Source organism: Spirosoma foliorum (assembly GCF_014117325.1).
GTDB classification, from domain to species: domain Bacteria; phylum Bacteroidota; class Bacteroidia; order Cytophagales; family Spirosomataceae; genus Spirosoma; species Spirosoma foliorum.
This window is the reverse complement of sequence record NZ_CP059732.1, coordinates 7,388,127-7,409,201: the sequence shown is the minus strand read 5'-3', so window position 1 is coordinate 7,409,201 and position 21,075 is coordinate 7,388,127. Positions and strand designations below refer to the sequence as shown.

The window sequence follows — 21,075 nt, the reverse complement described above, 5'->3', positions numbered from 1 at the left end:
TAATCTTTACTAATTTTTCCTTTTGTAGAAAATGTCAGGTTACTTTTTGTCATTCCGACGCATTAGTAATCATCACCATCTAGGAATAAATCATTTAAGAAACGGGGATTTTGAGGTAATTGAGACCCTACCTTGTATATCTACTACAGTGATCGGATTACACCTAGTCTACTCGTGGTCTTGAAGGTTACCTTAACCACTTGGTACTTGACTCGATAGTAGATGTTGGTTGGGCATATGTAGACTCATCAGAGCGATTTGTTTGCCGCAAGGTACTATTTTGGAGCAAGTTACCAAAAGTTGAGCATCGCATCCGTCTCATTAAACGCTTGTGGCTGTTGCACAACTATTTTGAACCATGGTTTGCCGCAAATCTGCTTGCGGATTAGTTCAGAAAGCAGCCATTTTGCTAACCAAATGCCTCGTGTCCTGAACCCCTAAAAGTGAGCCAGTGAAAAGTAGAGTAAAACACTTAAATTTCACTGGTAAACAAAGGGAAAATGAAAGCAGGACGATTCTAGGAATCGCAGATTGTCGCGATTCTTAAGCAACAGGATAGCGGCCAAACAGTTGCTCAGATCACCCGTGAGCATGGAATCAGCGAGGCCACATTTTATAATTGACGAGCTAAATACGGCGGCATGCAGGTTTCGGAAGTCAAACGGCTGAAAGAATTGGAGGACGAAAACCGGCGGCTCAAAAATGGGGCCGCCCGAGCGGATGTACGCCGAGCTAAGTTTACAAAACGAAGTCATCAAGGAGGCTCTGGCAAAAAAGTGCCGGTCCGCCGTTGCGGTAGGGCCCGCTGAGCGTCGAGTAATGGTCAAGTGGATGGTTAATCAGAAACAGATTAGTCAACGCAAAGCCTCCGGGCCGCCGGTGCGGTCGTTGGGTGGGTCTAAGCCGTAATGCGCTGGCAGAACCAGTGGCCATTAAAGCGGAAGGCAAAGCACTGAGTAGTCGGATTGAGTAGTTGGATCGACGATACAAACAGTGGGGCGTACTGAAGATTTATCGCCGGTTGCGCAAGCAGGGAGAACTAGTGAATCATAAGCGAATCAGACGTTTGTACAGAAAGTTAGGATTAGGTTTACGGCGACGAACTAAGAAACGACTACCCGATGCTGTAAGTAAGCCGCTAACCAAAGCAACGGCTTGCAATCAATGCTGCCGGGCCGCCCTTTAGGTTTGTGGGCTGGTAATATTCTAAGATTTGGTAAGTTGCCAGTAGTCAACCAGAGTAGGGTACCCTATCGGGTCGCCGAGGACTCAGACCTATGCTCCGATTTAGTCCCACTCTGTTTTCCATTGCTGTAGACTCGGATAAAGAATTGGGTTGGTGGCCCACAAAAGGCGGTCGGCCGCTGCCGGTCGAGTAAAAGCAAGGAGTTGACGCTTCACTCAAAACTAACTAATCAGATGGACTTTTATCACTTCATCGGTATTGACATTGCCAAAGACACGGCACCGGCCGCCCGGCCTCGACTGGGCGGTTTATACCCAGCAACACGGTATCATTCTGAATATGCACACTGACAATACCCTCAAGGGAGTCAAAGAAGCTTTGATGCAGGTAAAGGCATTACCGAACTGGAACTTACCTCAGGCTGTGTTTTGCATGGAGCACACAGGAATCTATAACGCCCATTTGTTGGAGTTGCTCTACGAGCCAAAGCTCGCAATTTGGCTAGACGGGGCCGCCCGTGCGGTCGTCCTTGCAAATCAAACAAGCCGGAGGGATGCAACGGGGCAAGACCGACAAAGTCGATGCTCAACGCATTGCTCAGTATGCTTATGGCACCAGCCACCCGGCGTTTTCGCGATCAGATGCGGCTTTGGCAACCACCTCGGGAGGTAATGCAGAAACTGGCCGCTCTCAGTGCGACTCGTCAACGGCTTAACCAAGCCTACAACCTACTCGCAGTTCCTGTTGCCGAGCAAGATTCCTTTATAAGCCGTTCGCTACAAAGAACTTTGAAAGGTAATGTCAAAAAATCACTGGCCGCTCTCAAAGAAGAGCAAAAAGCAGTCGAACGACAGGTACATGAACTTATCCAGGCTGATGCCCGACTAAAAGACGGGGCCGCCCGTGCGGTTATTTGATTTAATGATATCGGTACCAGGCATTGGCCCCGTCATTGTTACCGAATTGCTGTTGGCCACTAATGAGATGCAGGCCATCAATGATCCTAAAAAACTGGCCTGCCATGCAAGGGTAGCTCCCTTCGCCTACCGCTCTGGCAGTAGCATACGAGGCCGGACGAAAGTGAGTTATCAAGCACGTAAACGACTGAAGGCCTTGATCCATTTGGCCGGGCGGCCGGTGCCGCACCATATCGACCATCCAGGTAACGGGAGACCTTCAGGACTACTATGCCCGCAAGTTGAAGGAGGGCAAGCCGAAAATGTTAGTCATTAATGCTGCTCGCAACAAGTTGATTCATCGCGTTTGTGCTGTTGTATGCCGGGGTGAAAAATATGACAAAAATTATACAACAACCCTTGCTTAATCCATAGAAATCGGAGCGGTCGCTGGATTTTACGTCGGATAATTTAACCGGTGGGCGCAAGTTCCGAACGCTGAATGTAGTTGACGATTACAATAGAGAGGCCTTGGTATCGAGGTGGATTATTCACTGCCAGCTCAGCGGGTTATCCGATTATTAGCTCAACTGGTTGAGCGGTATGGTAAGCCAGAGCGGCTACGGAGTGATAATGGTCCAGAGTTTATTAGCCAAGCGTTGCAGGATTGGTGTAAGGACCACACCGTTGATTTATGTTGGATCGAGCCGGGCAAACCCACCCAGAATGCCTACATTGAACGATTCAACGGAACGTTTCGGCGAGAAGTTCTAGATGCACATGTTTTTAGCAGTATCAAGCAAGTAAGACAAATAGTAGATGGGTGACTGTTGGAATACAACACTGAACGGCCCCACCAAGCATTAAAGTTTATTACACCAGTCGAATACCGACAGGCGGCTTAAAATCCAGCCAAAACTGGCTCACCGAACGGGGTAAGGACACGGCGATATATGGATAGTTGAAATTCTCTTTGAAATCAAAACCGAGCATCTTACCCAACCCAATGGCCATATCTGAGTAGCCCGAAAAATCAAAATAGATTTGAAGTGAGTAAGCGACAATGCCCAACCAGGCCGTTTCGGCAGCATAGCTATCAGCAGGAGCGTTAAAAATTGTATCGGCGACGCTGGCAAATGTATTCGCCAGCAGCAATTTTTTAATAATGCCAATAATAAATCGTTCGGCCCCCATACCAAATTTCTCGGGGGTAACAGTTCGCTCCGTTAATTCGGGAGCAATGTCACTATATCGAACGATCGGTCCCGCAATCTGGTGCGGAAACATAGCCACGTAGGTGCCATAGTCCAGAAAGCTCCGATTGGCCCGGATACGTCCCCAGTAAATATCAAGTGTATAGGAAATACCCTGGAACGTGTAGAAACTAATACCAATAGGGAGTACAACGGCTGGTATTGTCAAGTTCTCAGCCATTGGTATCGCCAGATTTTCGGCTAAACTGCGTATCGAACCGACAATGAAATTAGCATATTTGTAATAAAACAGCAGGGATAAGCTACCCCCTAACGACACCCACAAACCAATACGGCGGTAACCATTTTCAATAAGACGCCCTGCCGAAAAATTAATACATATGGATAGTAGTAAGACAAGTACAACGATATTCTCACCCCATGCATAAAACAGTAAACTGGCAAAAAATAAAAACGTATTACGCCAATAATTAGGCAACAAATAGTAAACCAGACTAAAGACTGGAAAATAGAGAAATAGAAAAATAGCAGAACTAAATAACATTCTAAATGGACGGTGGATTTGTACAAATATAGGAGACGCATTAATAAATCAGGTGCTACATTTCCTGACACTGTCCTAACGATTTGGCATAACCTGACATAATCGGTCTTCTTTGCGTGTGTAATTTGCGTTAGTACTATATAACCAACAAATGATTGATGTTTACTCAACGAAAGTTTATGTTCTGGTTACCAGCAGGAAAAATTACAGCAATAGCCTATCTTCTAATGATAGTAGTGGCTATAAGTAGCTGTGTTAAAGACTATCCTGCACAGGTCGGAAATATTATTCCACCCACGAATACAGCCACGCCAACATCTACAACTAGCTGTTCCTGTACAGGGGTATCATCTACAACGCCTACTAGTGGTACCACTATACCTGCCTCATCGACAACAGTTGCCGTTGACACGTTAGATGCATCCCCTCCCCACTTTTCTCCTAATGGTGGTAATTTCTATTTCAGCACAATAGTGAAACTGGCTTCTGATACGCTCCCTCCCCAGGCCGTGTATGAGTTTTCGCTCGATAATGGAACTACCTGGCAAATTGGGCAGCAATTTACCTTAACAACTGGTGGAAAGATTTTAACACGTTTCCGAGTCGGAAATAAGCCCTCACGGAGCAGGGCGGCCTCTTTTACGCTTTATTATCAGCGAATGCTGATTGTTGGTAATAGTATTATGAGCCACGCACCTGCGCCTGAAATAGGCTGGACTAATTTTAATGGCATGGCGGCTTCGGCCCCCGAAAAAGATTTCGTCCATTTGCTCACAGCCCGGTTGCAAACCTTGAATCCAGATATGACCGTTCGACTCCAGAGTGGCGCGGGTATTGAACTTGATTTTGGTAAATCGACCTATACGATGGATGAGTTCACAGAACCCCTTCAGACATTTAAGCCCGATTTGATTGTCGTTCGACTTGGGGAGAATGTAGTTGATGGAGATGTCCAGACCCGCAATTTTGAAGGGCAGTTCCGCCAATTCCTGGAACGTCTGAAACAACTTAGCAGAGGCTATAATCAGCCAGTTCAGATAGTTATATCGACGTGCGTATGGGAGCATCCAGCCACCGATGCTATACTCAAAAAGGTGGCTGCCGAAAATGGCTATCCACTCGTTGATTTGAGTTGTCTAATCGGGCAGCCACAATATTTCGCCAGTCAATATGCAAATCCTGGCGTTGCTGCCCACCCAAATGACACGGGTATGCAAAAAATCTCAGATTTAATTTGGGTTAAAATTCAATAAAGACTATTTGTTACCAAATATCAAAAAACGTTACTAATAGGCTTAAACAACCTTCATTAGCCGGAAATAGTGATTTCGAGGAGAATAATACGAACTGTTCACGCACAGACACTTCTAATAAAGATGGCACAGTTTTAGCAGGAATCTATTAGTGACTATACAGCTCATGATAGTGAATAAATTATTCCCTTTTTTCAAAATTCAATTCTTTATACAGTGTACGATCTTAGGCTTGTTAGGTTGTTTGTGTACAACAAACGCTTTAGCACAACCCTGCGATCCTCATTGCGTACTAATTACAGTTCGACGCATACTACCAGGATCAGGCGGAGGGGCTGCTCTGGCCGCTCCTTCATTCAAGCAATCATCTAACGTAATTCCTTTTGGAGACACGCTAAAAATTACGTCTCCTAGCCTTCCTGCAGGGGCCGTTATAGAATATTCCAAAGACAATGGAAGCACTTGGACAACTGGCGACCAGGTAGTGATCGACAATAAAGTAAACATTGTTGCTCGCGTGCGTTTGAATCAACAACTATCACCTTTATTGCAGGGAAGTTTTACCCCTTCTTATCAGCGAATGCTTGTTATTGGAAATAGCATTATGAGTCATGGACCAGCGCCCGATTTAGGCTGGTACAACTTTAACGGCATGGCGGCCTCTGCCCCGGAAAAAGATTTCGTCCATTTGCTTACCGCTCGACTACAAACCTTGAATCCAACCATGACCGTTCAGCTTCAGTCTGGTGTTGGTATTGAGCTTGATTTTGGCAAACCAACGTATGCTATGGATGAGTTCGATCAGCCGCTGCAAAGCTTTAAACCTGACCTAATCCTTATTCGCCTTGGAGAGAATGTAGTCGATGGGGATGTATCATCACGTAATTTTGAGGGGCAATTTCGTCAGCTACTGGATCGACTAAAGCAGGTTAGTACAACGAATGGGCAGCTAGTTCAGATAGTTATAACGACCACCGTTTGGGATCGCCCTTTAGCAGACGCTGCCATTCGAAAAGTAACCGCCGAAAAAGCGTATCCCTTGGTTGATTTAAGTAGTATGGTCGGCAAGAGTCAATATTTTGCCAGCCAATATGCAAACCCTGGGGTAGCCGCCCACCCAAATGATGCCGGTATGCAACAGATTTCCGACTTAATTTGGGTTAAATTTCAGTAAAATTGGCGATTAAGTTCAACCTGTCTAATTCCGAACTCACGTTAATTCCGATTGGAAATAACCCCAGCAGTTCGTCATTATTTGACCTAATAGAGGATTTTTTACGATCGAAAAGCCTGATTTCAGTCAATCAAAATGTGGCTAGTTGGCTAATGTTTCGTTCAACAATTTCAAGAACAAGAATAGTAGGATGTTCCGTATGAATGGCTTCATCGTCCAGCTTACCATCTCGTACAAAATAAGACTCTCGAAAATAGGCCGGCAAATACTGCATCATGCTAATGCTAAACGAATCCCCAATGAAGAGTAGTCGATCGGTTCCTGATCCAGCGAAACGGTGAGAGGGAAGGGGATTTTTTTCGCGAGGCACAACGGCAGTTTCCCGACTAGTCAGCTTATGCATTGGGCGGATTTCATAGGCAATTTTTTCGTCCACGTTATCCTGCAACATCAACATTCGGGTCAGGTCGCCATTTATGCCCGCCCATTGTTTTATATGGTAATCTGATTGCTGCACTGATGGCGTTGCTGGTTTATCCTGTCGGATACGATTCAGAAGTGCTACACAACCAACCAGCGTGCCATAATCATTCCAGTGCGTATCCGTCTGATAGTATACCCGATGCGTGCGTTTGGCAGCCAGGAGCGTATCCCGAATATCGATAAAGGGAACCGTTGTCTTCACCATGGCTCGCTTCAATACATCAAGTCGCGACGACTCGTTGCTTTGCTGTAAATGATCGGGCAGATATTCGGGGTAGATCGTATGCGAATCGGGGGCAATCATGACATAAAATTTAATCCCCTGTTTGGCCAACTCTTGCTGCCGTTTGGTCAGATGCTCCGCAATCTGAGAAGCCTCTTTGTCGGAAAGAGGCACTAATCCCCGGTGCTGGTCAACAACTTTGTTATAGCTATTGCCCAGATAAAACCAACCCTCCTTGCCAACAACAACTTTTTCGGGCAACGGAGATTGGCCTAATACCTTGTATTTCAGGCGGCTATACATATAAAACAATGCATTTCGACCACCGAAATTCTCTTTATAGTGCTGATCAAACCACACAACAAACTGCCGAACATGCGGAAAATGGAATGATGGCAGAGGTGCCGGCTGTCTGTTTTCGGTACTTTGAATCCAGGCAGATAGGCCAACTAGTTTATCGATTGTTGGCAATAACAAGAGTATAGCAAAACTAACAGCGACTATACGTGATCGTATTTGTATCATTAGTGAGAAGCGCTATCCTGTCAAAACCTAAAATAAATAAATGGATTGTAACTATCAGCGGCCAGATACGCTACTGATAAAACAAACAGCCCAACGAGCCCGACCACCACGTAGATCATATTGAGCGTAATCTGAGCGGGTAGTACAACCGCGCGTAACAATAGCCGATTCCAAATAACCTGAAAATGGTGATAAACAGGTGTGACTAGTATAATCCCAAGTAATAGTGACACACAAACCTCTGTATTAAGAAAATAGTTTAGTGGAAAAGCCACCCGACTCACGGAGCCCAAGCCCACCATTTTCTGTAAATAAACCAGTGCCGATGTCAAGTCTTCGGCCCGGAAGAATACCCAGCCGATCAGCACGATTAACAACGAGTAAACATGGGCAATGGGTGGCCATACTCGTTCCAGTTGTTTACTCAGCCCTGCCCGTTCGACCAATAGCCAGAGACCATGATAAAGACCCCAAACAATGAAATTCCAGCTAGCTCCGTGCCAAAGGCCCGTTACCGCGAACACAATCAGTAGATTGCGATAGGTTCGGATTTTACTGCCTCGATTACCTCCCAGTGGAATATAGAGGTAATCCCGAAACCAGCTCGATAGAGAAATATGCCAGCGTCGCCAGAAATCCTGAATAGAACGAGCGATGTACGGATAGTTGAAATTCTCTTTGAAATCAAAGCCAACCATTTTTCCCAGCCCAATGGCCATATCTGAGTAGCCCGAAAAATCGAAGTAAATCTGAAGCGAGTAAGCGATAATGCCCAGCCAGGCCGTTTCGGTTGGATAACTATCGGCAGGAGCATTGAAAATTGTATCGGCAACGCTGGCAAACGTATTGGCTAACAAAACTTTTTTAGCCATACCAATGATAAATCGTTCCGCACCGATACCAAACTTTTCGAGGTTAACCGACCGATCAGTCAGTTCAGGAGCAATGTCGGCATACCGAACAATCGGTCCCGCAATCTGGTGCGGAAACATAGCCACGTAGGTGCCATAGTCCAGAAAGCTCCGATTGGCCCGGATACGTCCCCAGTAAATATCAAGTGTATAGGAAATACCCTGAAACGTGTAAAAACTAATGCCAATTGGGAGTGCAATAGGTGCTAAAGTCAGTTTATCGGCAACGGAAAGGGCTAAATTCTCGGCCAACCCGTGTAACAAATTAACCAGGAAATTGGCGTACTTATAATAAAACAGTAACGATAAACTACCAATTAACGATAGCAGAACCCCCGTCCGTCGTTGTCCTTTTTCAACAAGCCATCCAGCCAGAAAATTAATGCACACCGACAATAACAATACCAGCACAACTTGCCCTTCGCCCCATGCATAAAACAATAAACTAGCGCCGAATAAAAAAGCATTCGTCCAGCGTATACCTAACCAGTAACGGGGCAGTAAGTAATAGATAATCAGAAAGAAAGGGAGAAATAAAAACAAAAAAATTGCCGAACTGAAGAGCATATCGCATACAATAAGTCAGGCCAAAGTTAGCGAAAAGGACCAGAATGCGAAAAGGGGTCAAAGAGCGGCTATGTCTCTCTGACCCCTTTCTGTATTTCCTTCGCGAATGCCTAAAAGAACGATAGCCGGAGCACAAATGGCGTGCCTCCATACACCTGATAGGAGATCGGATCGCTTGGTTTATAATTTAAGTTATATAAAGCCGTCAGGTTAACCCCAAATCGTCGGGAAATGGGCTGCATATAGGTAACCCCTACGAGTGGAGCTGTAACGGTACCGGTATAGGCACCCGCCACCTGATCTGTTTTGCTCTGATACGTGGTACTTTGTAACTCACCATGCAGGTACAGGTTGGGTAGTATACTTGGAATAAACTCATACATTAGGAAGCCTCTACCGCCATACTGGTTGATGGTAACCCCCTGATTTGCATAAATGTACCCTGGCTTGTAGCGTGTGTACGTATATGTAGCACTAACGCCAACAATTAAATGCTCGGTAGCCTGATACGCTACAACAGGCGCAACCCCTATGCTAAATGGATTGCCGAATTGAAATCCATTAATCCCGCCCCCAAACCGGAGTCGTTGACCAAATGGCAATGGGCGCCCTTCGGGTGTTTGTGTTTTTAGTGGGTCACGGCCCTGGTCCCGACGATCATCGGGGTCTTCGGTAAGTTGACCGAACGCCAGACTGCTACTCAACAAAGCCGCAATAAACAGTAACTTTCGAATATGATTCATGTTGGTTTTGTACAAAATAAAAACTTATACTAAGTAACGAAATTAGAACGTAAATTCTTTTACTTCAGGGTCATTCAGCAAACGATTAATGCATTTTTCATGATTTTTTTCGGAGCCATCAACACGCCAGTGTCCAATTATTTCGGTTCCAATACGCTGCTGTTGATTTCGTGTTGGATGGAGCCCACACTCCTCAAAGAACGCTTCGTATTGGTTCAATGTCCTGTTGTGGAATGCCGTTACAATTTTATAATCCCGCGTTTGGTTCAACTTCTGTATCCGGTTAGCAAAACCAACCAATAACAGCAACGAGCCCAAAATAAACACGAACCCCACAATGGCAATGTCGTAGTGTCCTGCGCCTACGCACATACCTAACGCAGATACGGCCCAAACCGTTGCAGCCGTTGTCAGACCTTTTACGCGACTATCTTCCCGAAAGATGATACCAGCCCCCAGGAAGCCAATCCCATTCACAATATTAGCCGCAATCCGATCACCAGACCCGCCAATTCGTCCCGAAACCATCGTGAACAGGGCCGAGCCAACGCAAATCATAATCATGGTGCGAAACCCAGCGGCTTTGCCATGATATTCGCGTTCAATGCCAATCAGTCCACCAATGATCAGCGCGACGCTCAACCGAATCATGTCTTCTTCTGCAAAATTCATTTGTTTCGTTAGCTAGTAGAGGACCCACAAGAACCTAATAACGTTGCATTTGTCGGGTAAGAAAAGCAATCAGGAGAAACCATATTTCGAAATAATCCGTTAAAATCTAGATAGAGTTTATCCTCATTAACACCGAATGACCCAGACCACGGAAACCGAATTTCGGAATCATACCGGAGAGCCCATACGTTCTGTAGACAATCTTGATCCCAAGCAGTTTATCATCATTAAAGGGGCGAAAGTACATAATCTAAAAGGAATTGATGTAGCCATACCCCGTAACAAATTAGTTGTTCTGACCGGCCTATCGGGTTCGGGAAAGTCTTCTTTGGCATTCGATACGCTGTTTGCCGAAGGACAACGGATGTATGTCGAAAGTTTAAGCAGTTATGCGCGGCAGTTTTTGGGCCGAATGGAAAAGCCTGAAGTTGAATACATTAAGGGGGTTTCTCCGGCAATTGCCATTGAGCAAAAAGTTTCGACCCGAAATCCACGCTCTACCGTAGGCACGTCCACCGAGATTTACGACTACCTGAAATTGCTTTTTGGTAGAGCCGGTGTTACTTACTCGCCTATTTCAGGCCACGAAGTTCGTAAAGATACCGTCACGGATGTCGTTAATTACATGTATGGTTATGAAGCCGGACAGCGGGTCATGATCATGGCTCCCTTGCGGGTTCGAGAAGGCCGGACGCTGGCTTACGAGCTAAATATTTTGCTTCAAAAAGGCTATACGCGAATTGTAGCCGACGGAAACGTGCTGCAGATTGAAGATGTTTTAGAATCATCAGGCGATAATCCGGAATTAGCTGTCGAACAACGTTTATCGGCTAACGCTTTGGAAATCCTTGTCGACCGCGGCACTGTGCTTTACGATGAGAACGGGCAGCCCGATGAAGACAATCAATATCGATTCTCGGATTCTGTACAGACAGCCTTCAACGAAGGCGAGGGTAGCTGCCGGGTCGATATAGTTGGCAGAGAGTCGAGGATTTTTTCCGATAAGTTTGAATTGGACGGCATTGTCTTTGAAGAACCCAGCGTCAATCTGTTTACGTTCAATAACCCTTATGGCGCCTGCCGACGCTGTGATGGGTTCGGCAAAGTGTTGGGTATCGACCCTGACCTGGTTATTCCAGACAAGAATCTGTCTGTTTTCGAAGGAGCCATTGCACCCTGGCGTAGTGAGAAAATGAGCGAGGAGTTTTTGAAACCGCTTCTCAAAAATGGCATCCGTTTCGACTTCCCAATCCACCGCCCTTATAAAGACTTAACGCCAGCCGAACAGGAGTTACTCTGGACGGGTAATACCTACTTCGACGGGCTGAACTCGTTTTTCGACTATGTTGAAAGCCAGACATTCAAAGTCCAGTATCGGGTGATGCTATCCCGTTATCGGGGTAAAACGACCTGTCCGGAATGCCGGGGATCGCGTTTACGGAAAGATGCGAGCTATGTAAAAGTAGGCGGAAAATCCATTACCGATCTAGTCCTGATGCCGCTTACCCATGTAACCGCTTTTTTCCGCGATCTTGAGTTACCGCAGACGCAACAACAGGTTGCCAATCGGATATTGATTGAGATTCGGAATCGCTTAGACTATATGGAGCGGGTTGGGTTAGGCTATTTGACACTCAATCGTTTAACGAATACCTTATCGGGTGGCGAATATCAACGCATTAAACTGGCAACGTCATTGGGTTCTGCGCTGGTTGGTTCTATGTATATTTTGGATGAACCAAGCATCGGTCTGCATCCACGCGACACCAAACGCCTTGTAAGTGTTCTGGAATCCCTTCGCGACATGGGCAATACGGTGATCGTAGTCGAACACGAAGAAGAAGTCATGCGAGCCGCCGATCAGCTCATCGATATTGGCCCCGATGCGGGTTCGCTGGGTGGTCATCTGGTCTTTCAGGGAACGTGGGCAGATGTAAATAATGAACAATGTAAAATGGAGAATGAAGATTCCTCTGATCCTACTTATCCATCATCCACTATTCATTATCCGTTCCAATCACATACCCTCGACTTTTTAACGGGTCGGGAAACGGTGCCGGTGCCGTCTTTCCGTCGCAAATCGGCGAATTTTATTGAACTGAAGGGCGCGCGGGAAAACAACCTGAAAGATGTCGATGTCCGCTTCCCGTTGAATACGCTGACCGTTGTAACAGGTGTGTCGGGTTCGGGAAAGAGTACCCTGATTCGGAAAGTGTTGTATCCAGCGTTAATGCGTCAAAAAGGCGATGCGGCCGAAGAAGCCGGTAAGTACGATTCGCTAACAGGTTCGCTTGAGCGAATTTCAGCCATTGAAATGATCGATCAGAATCCGATCGGCAAATCGAGTCGCTCCAATCCGGTTACTTACATCAAGGCCTATGACTATCTGCGTCAGGTCATGGCCGATCAACCGCTATCGAAATCTCGTGCTTATAAACCCAGCCATTTCTCGTTCAACGTAGACGGCGGTCGGTGCGAGGTTTGCCAGGGTGAAGGCGAAGTGAAGATCGAGATGCAGTTCATGGCCGATATTTACCTCAAATGCGAAGGTTGTGGCGGAAAACGCTTCAAACACGAAGTATTGGAGGTGATGCTACACGATAAAAATGTGTCGGATATTCTGGACATGACGGTCGATGAAGCCATCGATTTCTTCCGGGAGTTCGAACCCAAGATGGCTGACAAGCTCAAACCTTTGCAGGATGTCGGTCTTGGCTATATTGGGCTTGGGCAATCGGCCAACACGCTATCGGGTGGTGAGGCTCAGCGAGTGAAGCTGGCGTCTTTCCTCGGCAAAGGCAATCCGAACAAGGGCGGTACATTGTTCATCTTTGATGAGCCAACGACCGGTTTGCATTTCCACGACATTCGGAAACTGTTGGCGGCTATCAACGCGCTTGTCGATCAGGGCGATTCGGTAATCATTATCGAGCACAATATGGAAATCATTAAAAACGCCGACCATATTATTGACCTTGGCCCTGAAGGTGGTGAAACGGGTGGTTACGTAACCTTTACGGGCACACCTGAAGAAATGGTAAAGCTCACCAACGGGAATTACACCGCCGACTATTTAAAAGGCAAAGTGTAAGCGATTCAAATGTCCGTTAGCCCTTAACTACGAAGGGCTAACGGACAAAAAAGTACGTCTAGGCTACAAGCTAACTTTCGCGTAATTTCGCAGCAGTAAACGTACCTGCTGCTTCATGTCCACATTTTCAAAATGGGTTTTTCTGTTCGTCATCTGGCCCTTCGTTGCGGTAGCGCAACTCCAGATTTCACACCCAATGGCACGTCTTGTTGTACAGCGGGGAACAGACGGCACTGGACGAATGTATCTATCTGGACGACTCACCGGGGCTGTTGATCGGGTAGAAGCTCAATTAACGCCTGTGGCAGCCGGGCAAGGAACCGCTACAGCCTGGCAAACCGTCCAAACCAATCCGACCAACAACATTTTTCTGGGGTATATAACGGGTACTGGTGGTTGGTATGTACTGACTGTTCGCACCATTGTAAACAATGCAGTAACCGCCCAAGCGACAGTTCAACCCGTTGGCATTGGTGAAGTTTTTGTTACGGCGGGTCAATCAAATGCACGTGGCCTGGGTATCGGCGATAATGACCTTGGCACCAATACTGACCGTGTCAATGCCATCGATTCCATTAATCATTACTACCCGCCTAATGGGCAAGCCCTTGTCTCTTCTGGTGATCCTTCGCCCGTACCTGTTTACAAAGCATTAACAGCTACAAAACGCGTCTTTCCGATGGCCGAAAGCTCGTGGGGCTGGGGCGAGTTAGGTGATTACATTGTCAATCGATATAATGTGCCTGTAACCTTCTATGTAACAGGCTGGGATGGCTCAACAGTCGACAACTGGGCCAGTACGGCCAATGGTATCCCAACTTGTAACCGGTACAATTGTAGTTCAGGCAATTGGCCAAATCTACAGCCCTATACCAATCTGAAGAACGTGATGCAGTATTATCTGTCAATATCGGGTGCTCGAACTGTGCTCTGGCATCAGGGAGAGGCTGAGTATGGCGATAACACAACGGGTAGTATCCCCAATTATGTGACTAATTTAAAGACCGTTATCCAGAAGTCACGGCAGGATTTCGGCGGTAAAAATCTTTCCTGGATGGTGGCACGCGTTTCGTTCGATGGCAGTACAACACGACCCGAGGTAATTGCAAAGCAACAGGAAGTTATTAATACGGCGGGCTTAAATGTATTCCAGGGACCTTACAACGACACTATTCAGCTGCGTAATGCGGGTACAACCGATGTACACTTTCGGAACATTAGTCGCCCATCTCCGCATCCGCAATACTATTTAAATCCGAACACAATTCCGCAAGACATGGGACTTTCGCGGTTTGCCCGCAACTGGAACAACAGCCTCGACAATGCTTTTTTCCAGAACGCGCAACCGATCACTCCCACTCAATTTGCCGTTACGGGAAATCTGGCAAGTTATGTAACGCCTGGGGCTTCGCTAACCGTCACCTTTACAACACTGGGCACATTCGATTCGGGAAATCAGTGGCAGGTGCAGCTACTTGATTCACTAGGACAATATAAAAGCGTATTAAGTAGTGGCGCCACAAGCCCGATTCAGGTAACCTTGCCGAGTAATCTGCAAAGTGGTCATTTCCAGATTCGGGTTGTCTCCACATCGCCAGCCATGCCAGCGGTGCCCTCCAATTTATTTCTCATTACAACCACACCGCCACAACCCCAGGCAGATGTAAGTTTGGCTATGGCGGTTACGAACCGAACCCCTGACCTAAATAGTCCTGTTACGATTAGCCTGTTCGTTCGTAACGATGGCCCCGATCCGGCGACAGGTATCATCGTGCGAAATCGACTGCCAGCGAATCTGGCCTTTATATCGTCTACTGATTTTTCTTCAAGCAGCACCGTATTAACTAGTTCGCCCATAAATCTTTCTGCAGGCACGACTCAGTCGCTCAGCTTTATTGCCCAACCAACGGCCCTTGGGACGTACCAAAACGCGGCCGAAATTGCCCAGGCAACATCTGTTGACCCAGACAGCCAACCAAACTCGGGCACAGGCGATGGGCAGGACGATATGGCACAGCTAGACTTTCGAACTCGTCAGGATGGAGGTAGCGTGTTTACCTCGCCTAATCCAAATCAGGTCCCACTACCCAATGTGATTGGTAATCAGCCTACTCCCGACCCCGCCAAAGCCGACGTGAGCATTAGTCTAATCGTTAACAACCGTACCCCTCAAGTGAATGACGTAATTAGTTATTCGTTGACGATCAGTAATCAGGGTGGTTTAACCGCAACAGGGTTGAGCGTAACGGCTTATTTACCCGCTGGTCAAACCTTCGTTTCGGGTGATGATTTTGGGCTATCGGGCGGCAATCCTGTTGGTGGCATTAGTAGTCTGGCAGCTGGTACTAGTTTTACACTCGTATTTCGAGCAAAAGCAACGGCTGTAGGGTATGGTCTATGCACAGCCCAACTAACAGCCGCGAGTGTTCCAGATCCAGATTCCACGCCCAATAACGGAACCACCAATGGCGAAGACGATACCGCCCAGATAGATGTTCGTGTCCGGTAAATGGATGCATTGATATGATACTCTAACTGAACGACTTAGGCCATTTCTTCGTTAAAATTACATTTATCATTGATTTCCATAGTACAAAAACGAGTTCGTCTGCTTTTAGGAGCAGGTGATATATACCTGCGTTGGTTATATGAAAACTCAGTGGATACTTGTTGGTACAGCAGGGGCGGCAGTTGCCTTACTGCTCTCGTCGTTTCTTGGCATTTTCGAGAAACGAGTGGACTACAATACCCAAATCAAGCCCTTACTCAATAAAAACTGCATTGCCTGTCACGGAGGAGTCAAAAAAGCCGCCGGTTTTTCGCTGTTATTTAAGCAGGAAGCACTCGCTCCCGCCAAATCGGGGAAACTCGCTATTGTCCCTGGCGATGCCGATGCCAGTGAGATGATTCGGCGGCTCACCCTGACCGATCCCGACGAGCGCATGCCTCTTGACCACCCTGCCCTAAAACCCGACGAAATTGACCTTCTCCGAAAATGGATTGATCAGGGAGCCGAATGGGGTGACCACTGGGCATATCAGTCGGTAGAAAAGCCCGACGTTCCCACAATTGGTACATTGCTGAGCCGTCTGGGAATAACCAATAATGCCGAAACGGATTGGGCTAAGAATGAGATTGATAACTTCATTCTGGATAAACTAAAGCAGGATCAGTTAACACCTTCGCTCGAAGCCGACCGAGCTACCTTGATTCGGCGAGTTTCGCTTGATCTTATCGGGTTACCGCCAACAGAAAAAGAAGTCGCCGATTTCGTAGCTGATAAATCACCAGAAGCTTATGAAAAAGTGGTCGATCGGCTGCTAAAATCCCCTGCTTATGGCGAGCGCTGGACGGGCATGTGGCTCGATCTGGCCCGTTACGCCGACACCAAAGGCTATGAGCGCGATCCGGGTCGTAAAATCTGGCGCTACCGGGATTGGCTCATCAAGGCTTTTAATCAGGACAAACCCTTCGACAAGTTTACGGTTGAGCAGTTGGCGGGCGATTTACTGCCGTCGCCAACTGACGATCAGCTCATTGCCACAGGTTTTCATCGAAATACGATGACTAATGATGAAGGCGGCACGCAGGATGAAGAATTCCGAACTGCGGCTGTGCTCGACCGGGTCAACACAACCTGGGACGCATTTAATGGAACCACCTTCGCCTGCATCCAATGTCATAGCCATCCTTACGACCCGTTTACCCACGACGAGTATTACAAATTCCTCGCCTTTTTCAACAACTCCCGCGACGAGGACGTAACAAGTGATACGCCTACACTCCGATTCTACAAGACCGAAGATTCACTTAAACTCGTTGGTTTACAGAAGTTCATTGCAGCCAGCATTCCAAATTCGAAACAGGCACAAGCGAATATTGAACAAGTCACGCACCTGCTCCGCACCATTGAGCCGAAGATCAATTCCCACGATTTTGATCAATATGTCAATGCTTCGCTCCTCAATGCTAAATACTTCGGATTTCAGGGCAAAGGTTCGTGCCGGATTAAAAATGTAACGCTGACGGGTCGCCCGCGCTTGCTGCTCAAATGGGGTACCAAAGCAACCAATGCCACGGTTACCATTCATCAGGATAAGCTGGATGGCCCAATTTTGGCAAAAATTCCAACGCCAAATCCTGGAAAGGACACGGTTCAGATGATTCCATTACCCCCAATTCAGGGGCGACATAGCTTGTATCTATCGCTGGATAGCCCAGAAAAACCGAAAGATTGGGTACAGATCAAATGGGTTGCGTTTACACCTGTTTTGCCGGGTCAGCCTCAAAACGCCGTTGGCGAAAAAGATAAATTATTGCTCGATCTGCTGAATACGGATGTCGAGCAAACGCCCATCATGCTGGATGGCTCCGGCGACCTCGCCAGAGAAACCCACGTTTTTGACCGAGGTAACTGGATGGTGAAAGGAAAACGAGTAACGCCCGACGTGCCGAAGTCATTTCCGGCGATGGACCCCAAACTCCCTAAAAATAGGCTTGGCATGGCCCAGTGGATGGTTAGCCGGGAGCATCCGCTTACGGCTCGTGTGGCTGTAAACCGTTTCTGGGAACAGCTATTCGGTACAGGTATTGTCGAAACGGTTGAAGACATGGGAACCCAGGGTATTCAACCCACTCATCGCGAATTGCTCGATTATCTGGCTGCAGAGTTCATGGAAACAGATCAGTGGAGTGTAAAAAAGTTGCTAAAAAAGATGGTGATGTCAGCAACCTACCGGCAACAATCCAACGCTTCTCCCGAAATGCTGGCAAAAGATCCGTTTAATAAGTTGCTGGCTCGCGGACCGCGTGTTCGATTGTCATCCGAAGCGGTGCATGATCAGGCGTTAGCGGTTAGTGGTTTATTGAGCTACAAAATGTACGGTCCCAGTGTGATGCCTATGCAACCCGATGGCATCTGGCAGTCACCTTACGATGGTGAATCCTGGAAACAAAGCACTGGCGAAGACCTCCACCGACGCGCCCTGTACACCTACTGGAAACGAACGGCACCTTACCCCTCAATGGTAACGTTTGATAGCCCCAGCCGGGAATTTTGTCAGTTGCGTCGTCTGCGAACCAACACGCCTTTGCAAGCTTTGGTAACGCTCAACGATCCAGTTTATGTAGAGGCCGCGCAGAATTTGGGAGAATATATGCGTACGCACGGCTCATCGCCAGAGCAACAGATTCAGGCGGGTTTCCGGCAGGTCATGCTCCGTGATTTAGCTCCTAAAAAACTGGCGGTGCTGGCTAAGCTCTATCGAAGTACCGAATACTATTACCGTCAGAAGCCCGGCGAAGCCGAAAATTTGCTGGATCACCCTGGTTTCGATTGTAAAAAGGTTTCCCCTCAATTGGCGGCCTTGACAGTAACAGCGAATACAATGCTAAATCTGGATGAGGTGATTACGAAAGAATGATTGGTTGTTTTACCCCACCCCAACCCCTCCCCTGAAAAAAGGGGAGGGGCTAGCAAAGTGATAGGGAAGTTTCTGATGCTTAAGGAGTAATTTAATTGGAAAGAGTATGGGCCAGTTAATACATAATCGGAAAGCGATAGAGGTATTTCGACGAGAATTGCGAAAGAATCCAACTCCTTTTGAATCATTACTTTGGGATCGACTAAGAGGGAGTCAATTGGATGGCCGTAAGTTTCGACGACAACACAGTGTAGGCGTTTATATACTTGACTTCTATTGCCCAATGGAACGCCTATGTGTCGAAATTGATGGCAGTGTGCATACAAACAATGATGCTATTCTTCACGATAAGGATCGAGATGCCGCGTTGACTCAGTTACAAATAAGGACATTACGCATTAGCAATGCTGAAATAGAAACAGATATAGAAGCAACGCTTACTAAAATTAAAGCCTGCTTTAACAACTAAAGATCGCACATTCCCCCCTCCCCTAAAAAAAGGGGAGGGGCCGGGGGTGGGGTCATCAAGACAACACCATGAACAAACTCCTTCACGAACTTCAACAGGCAGCTGCCGAACGCGAAACACGGCGGCACTTTCTGCATACTTGTTCAACTGGACTGGGCGCTATGGCCCTTAGCTCTGTTCTTAGTAGCTGTGGGTTCTTCGGAAAAAGCACACCACAAGACAATACCGTTGGGAGTGTACTATCTGGAGAACCCACAGCCCCTCACCCATCGCAGTTCGTGCCCAAAGCAAAGCGGGTTATTTATATCCATATGGCGGGTTCGCCCAGCCAGTTGGAGTTGTTCGATTATAAACCCGAACTGGCAAAGTACAATGGCAAAGATTGTCCGCAGGCTCTGCTCGAAGGAAAAAAGTTTGCGTTCATTCGGGGTACTCCGAAAATGCTCGGTCCACAGGGAAAATTTGCCCAACACGGACAATCAGGGGCTTGGGTATCCAACTATTTACCCCATTTGCAGGGTGCTGTCGATGATATAACATTTCTGAAGGCCATGCACACCGACCAATTCAATCACGCACCCGCTCAATTGCTGATGCACACGGGTAGTGCGCGGCTGGGCCGCCCGAGTATGGGCTCATGGGTAACGTATGGGCTTGGCACTGAAAACGACAACTTACCTGGCTATATCGTGCTGGCTTCGGGCGGGAAACAACCCGATGCAGGAAAATCGGTTTGGGGAAGTGGCTTTCTACCAACGGTTTACCAGGGCGTCCAATGTCGGACTGATGGCGATCCTGTTCTTTACGCATCCGATCCATCTGGTATGAACCGCAATATTCGGAAGCAAACCATCGACGCCATTAGTCAGATCAATCAACAACAATACGACGATGTTAAAGACCCCGAAATCCTGACCCGTATTGCTCAATACGAACTGGCGTTTCGGATGCAGATGTCCGTTCCCGATGCGATGGATATCAAGAGCGAGCCCCAGTATATTATGGATAGCTACGGAGTCGATCCCAATAAAGGCTCATTTGCCCGAAACTGCCTGTTAGCACGCCGGTTAGTTGAGCGAGGAGTTCGGTTTGTACAACTTTTCGATTGGGGTTGGGATACCCACGGCACCAGCGCCGACGGTTCAATTGATATTGGTCTGCACGCAAAATGTAAGGAATCAGATCAGGCCGTAGCTGCTTTACTCAACGATCTCAAACAACGTGGCTTGCTGGACGATACGCTGGTTGTTTGGGGTGGCGAATTTGGCCGGACACCCATGCAGGAAAATCGCGATGGGCAAACTTTACCGTTCATGGGCCGCGATCACCACCTCGATGCGTTTACTGTCTGGATGGCGGGCGGTGGTGTCAAAAAAGGCTTTTCGTTCGGCGAAACCGATGACATTGGCTACTACGGCGTGAAAGACAAAGTGCATATTCACGACCTGCAAGCCACGATTCTGCACCTGTTAGGTTTCGACCATACCAAACTTACCTACCAGTTTCAGGGGCGACCGTTCCGACTAACCGATGTGGCCGGAAAGGTTGTCAAGCCAATTCTGGCATAATCTGGAACGCATCTAACGCTAATTGGGCTGATTTACGCGGATAAAATCTGTGTAGATCAGCCCAATTAGCGTTAGATGCGTTCTTATAATTTAGCTGTCGATTGGATTTCTAGACAAAATGTGCTCTTAACAG

The 21,075-nt window shown here is 47.3% G+C and carries 17 protein-coding genes; 11 read left to right on the top strand and 6 right to left on the bottom strand.

What is annotated here, in order from left to right:
- Positions 1–479: 479 nt before the first annotated feature.
- Positions 480–827, bottom strand: coding sequence for a hypothetical protein (locus H3H32_RS38450; protein WP_445265554.1), 348 nt, complete (start codon positions 825–827; stop codon positions 480–482).
- 146 nt (positions 828–973) lie between these two features.
- On the opposite strand from H3H32_RS38450, the gene H3H32_RS38345 reads away from it, so the two are divergent.
- The 4 genes from H3H32_RS38345 to H3H32_RS31110 all read left to right on the top strand — a co-directional run bounded on the left by H3H32_RS38345 (position 974) and on the right by H3H32_RS31110 (position 2,909).
- Complete coding sequence (locus tag H3H32_RS38345; protein ID WP_182459632.1) at positions 974–1,186, top strand: IS3 family transposase; 213 nt, start codon at positions 974–976, stop codon at positions 1,184–1,186.
- A 581-nt stretch (positions 1,187–1,767) separates the two neighbouring features.
- Positions 1,768–2,103 (top strand): hypothetical protein, encoded by a 336-nt coding sequence (locus H3H32_RS37645; protein WP_240543550.1) that lies wholly within the window; start codon positions 1,768–1,770, stop codon positions 2,101–2,103.
- A 4-nt stretch (positions 2,104–2,107) separates the two neighbouring features.
- On the top strand, positions 2,108–2,419 hold the full coding sequence (locus H3H32_RS37640) for a transposase (protein ID WP_240543549.1): 312 nt from the start codon (positions 2,108–2,110) through the stop codon (positions 2,417–2,419).
- Positions 2,420–2,624: 205 nt separating this feature from the next.
- Positions 2,625–2,909 carry an integrase core domain-containing protein gene (locus H3H32_RS31110; protein ID WP_182459631.1) on the top strand — a complete coding sequence of 95 codons (285 nt, stop codon included), beginning with the start codon at positions 2,625–2,627 and terminating at the stop codon, positions 2,907–2,909.
- Between the two features lie 46 nt (positions 2,910–2,955).
- On the opposite strand, the gene H3H32_RS31105 is transcribed toward H3H32_RS31110, so the two are convergent.
- On the bottom strand, positions 2,956–3,840 hold the full coding sequence (locus H3H32_RS31105; protein WP_182459630.1) for an MBOAT family O-acyltransferase: 885 nt from the start codon (positions 3,838–3,840) through the stop codon (positions 2,956–2,958).
- Positions 3,841–4,019: 179 nt separating this feature from the next.
- Between H3H32_RS31105 and H3H32_RS31100 the strand changes: the two genes are divergently transcribed.
- Together H3H32_RS31100 and H3H32_RS31095 are read left to right on the top strand one after the other, a co-directional pair.
- Entirely contained in the window at positions 4,020–5,093 is a 1,074-nt protein-coding gene (locus H3H32_RS31100; RefSeq protein ID WP_240543548.1) for an SGNH/GDSL hydrolase family protein, read from the top strand.
- Positions 5,094–5,337: 244 nt separating this feature from the next.
- The gene (locus H3H32_RS31095) at positions 5,338–6,267 is read left to right on the top strand and encodes an SGNH/GDSL hydrolase family protein (protein WP_240543547.1); all 930 of its coding nucleotides are present in this window, start codon (positions 5,338–5,340) and stop codon (positions 6,265–6,267) included.
- Positions 6,268–6,397: 130 nt separating this feature from the next.
- On the opposite strand, the gene H3H32_RS31090 is transcribed toward H3H32_RS31095, so the two are convergent.
- The 4 genes from H3H32_RS31090 to H3H32_RS31075 all read right to left on the bottom strand — a co-directional run bounded on the left by H3H32_RS31090 (position 6,398) and on the right by H3H32_RS31075 (position 10,391).
- The gene (locus H3H32_RS31090; RefSeq protein ID WP_182459628.1) at positions 6,398–7,498 is read right to left on the bottom strand and encodes an alginate O-acetyltransferase AlgX-related protein; all 1,101 of its coding nucleotides are present in this window, start codon (positions 7,496–7,498) and stop codon (positions 6,398–6,400) included.
- Positions 7,499–7,518: 20 nt separating this feature from the next.
- Positions 7,519–8,976, bottom strand: coding sequence for an MBOAT family O-acyltransferase (locus H3H32_RS31085; RefSeq protein WP_182459627.1), 1,458 nt, complete (start codon positions 8,974–8,976; stop codon positions 7,519–7,521).
- 110 nt (positions 8,977–9,086) lie between these two features.
- Positions 9,087–9,719: a hypothetical protein gene (locus tag H3H32_RS31080; RefSeq protein WP_182459626.1), complete on the bottom strand. Its 633-nt coding sequence runs from the start codon at positions 9,717–9,719 to the stop codon at positions 9,087–9,089.
- A gap of 42 nt (positions 9,720–9,761) precedes the next feature.
- Positions 9,762–10,391 carry an MgtC/SapB family protein gene (locus H3H32_RS31075; protein ID WP_182459625.1) on the bottom strand — a complete coding sequence of 210 codons (630 nt, stop codon included), beginning with the start codon at positions 10,389–10,391 and terminating at the stop codon, positions 9,762–9,764.
- Between the two features lie 136 nt (positions 10,392–10,527).
- Between H3H32_RS31075 and uvrA the strand changes: the two genes are divergently transcribed.
- From uvrA to H3H32_RS31050, 5 genes are all read left to right on the top strand, one after another.
- The gene (gene uvrA / locus H3H32_RS31070; protein ID WP_182459624.1) at positions 10,528–13,482 is read left to right on the top strand and encodes an excinuclease ABC subunit UvrA; all 2,955 of its coding nucleotides are present in this window, start codon (positions 10,528–10,530) and stop codon (positions 13,480–13,482) included.
- 115 nt (positions 13,483–13,597) lie between these two features.
- Entirely contained in the window at positions 13,598–15,991 is a 2,394-nt protein-coding gene (locus tag H3H32_RS31065; RefSeq protein ID WP_182459623.1) for a DUF11 domain-containing protein, read from the top strand.
- A gap of 139 nt (positions 15,992–16,130) precedes the next feature.
- A complete protein-coding gene (locus tag H3H32_RS31060) occupies positions 16,131–18,905 on the top strand; it encodes a DUF1553 domain-containing protein (protein WP_182459622.1) in 2,775 nt (924 codons plus the stop codon).
- Between the two features lie 106 nt (positions 18,906–19,011).
- Positions 19,012–19,374, top strand: a complete 363-nt coding sequence (locus H3H32_RS31055; protein WP_182459621.1) for an endonuclease domain-containing protein — start codon at positions 19,012–19,014, stop codon at positions 19,372–19,374.
- A gap of 68 nt (positions 19,375–19,442) precedes the next feature.
- Positions 19,443–20,942, top strand: coding sequence for a DUF1501 domain-containing protein (locus H3H32_RS31050; RefSeq protein WP_182459620.1), 1,500 nt, complete (start codon positions 19,443–19,445; stop codon positions 20,940–20,942).
- Positions 20,943–21,075 lie beyond the last annotated feature (133 nt).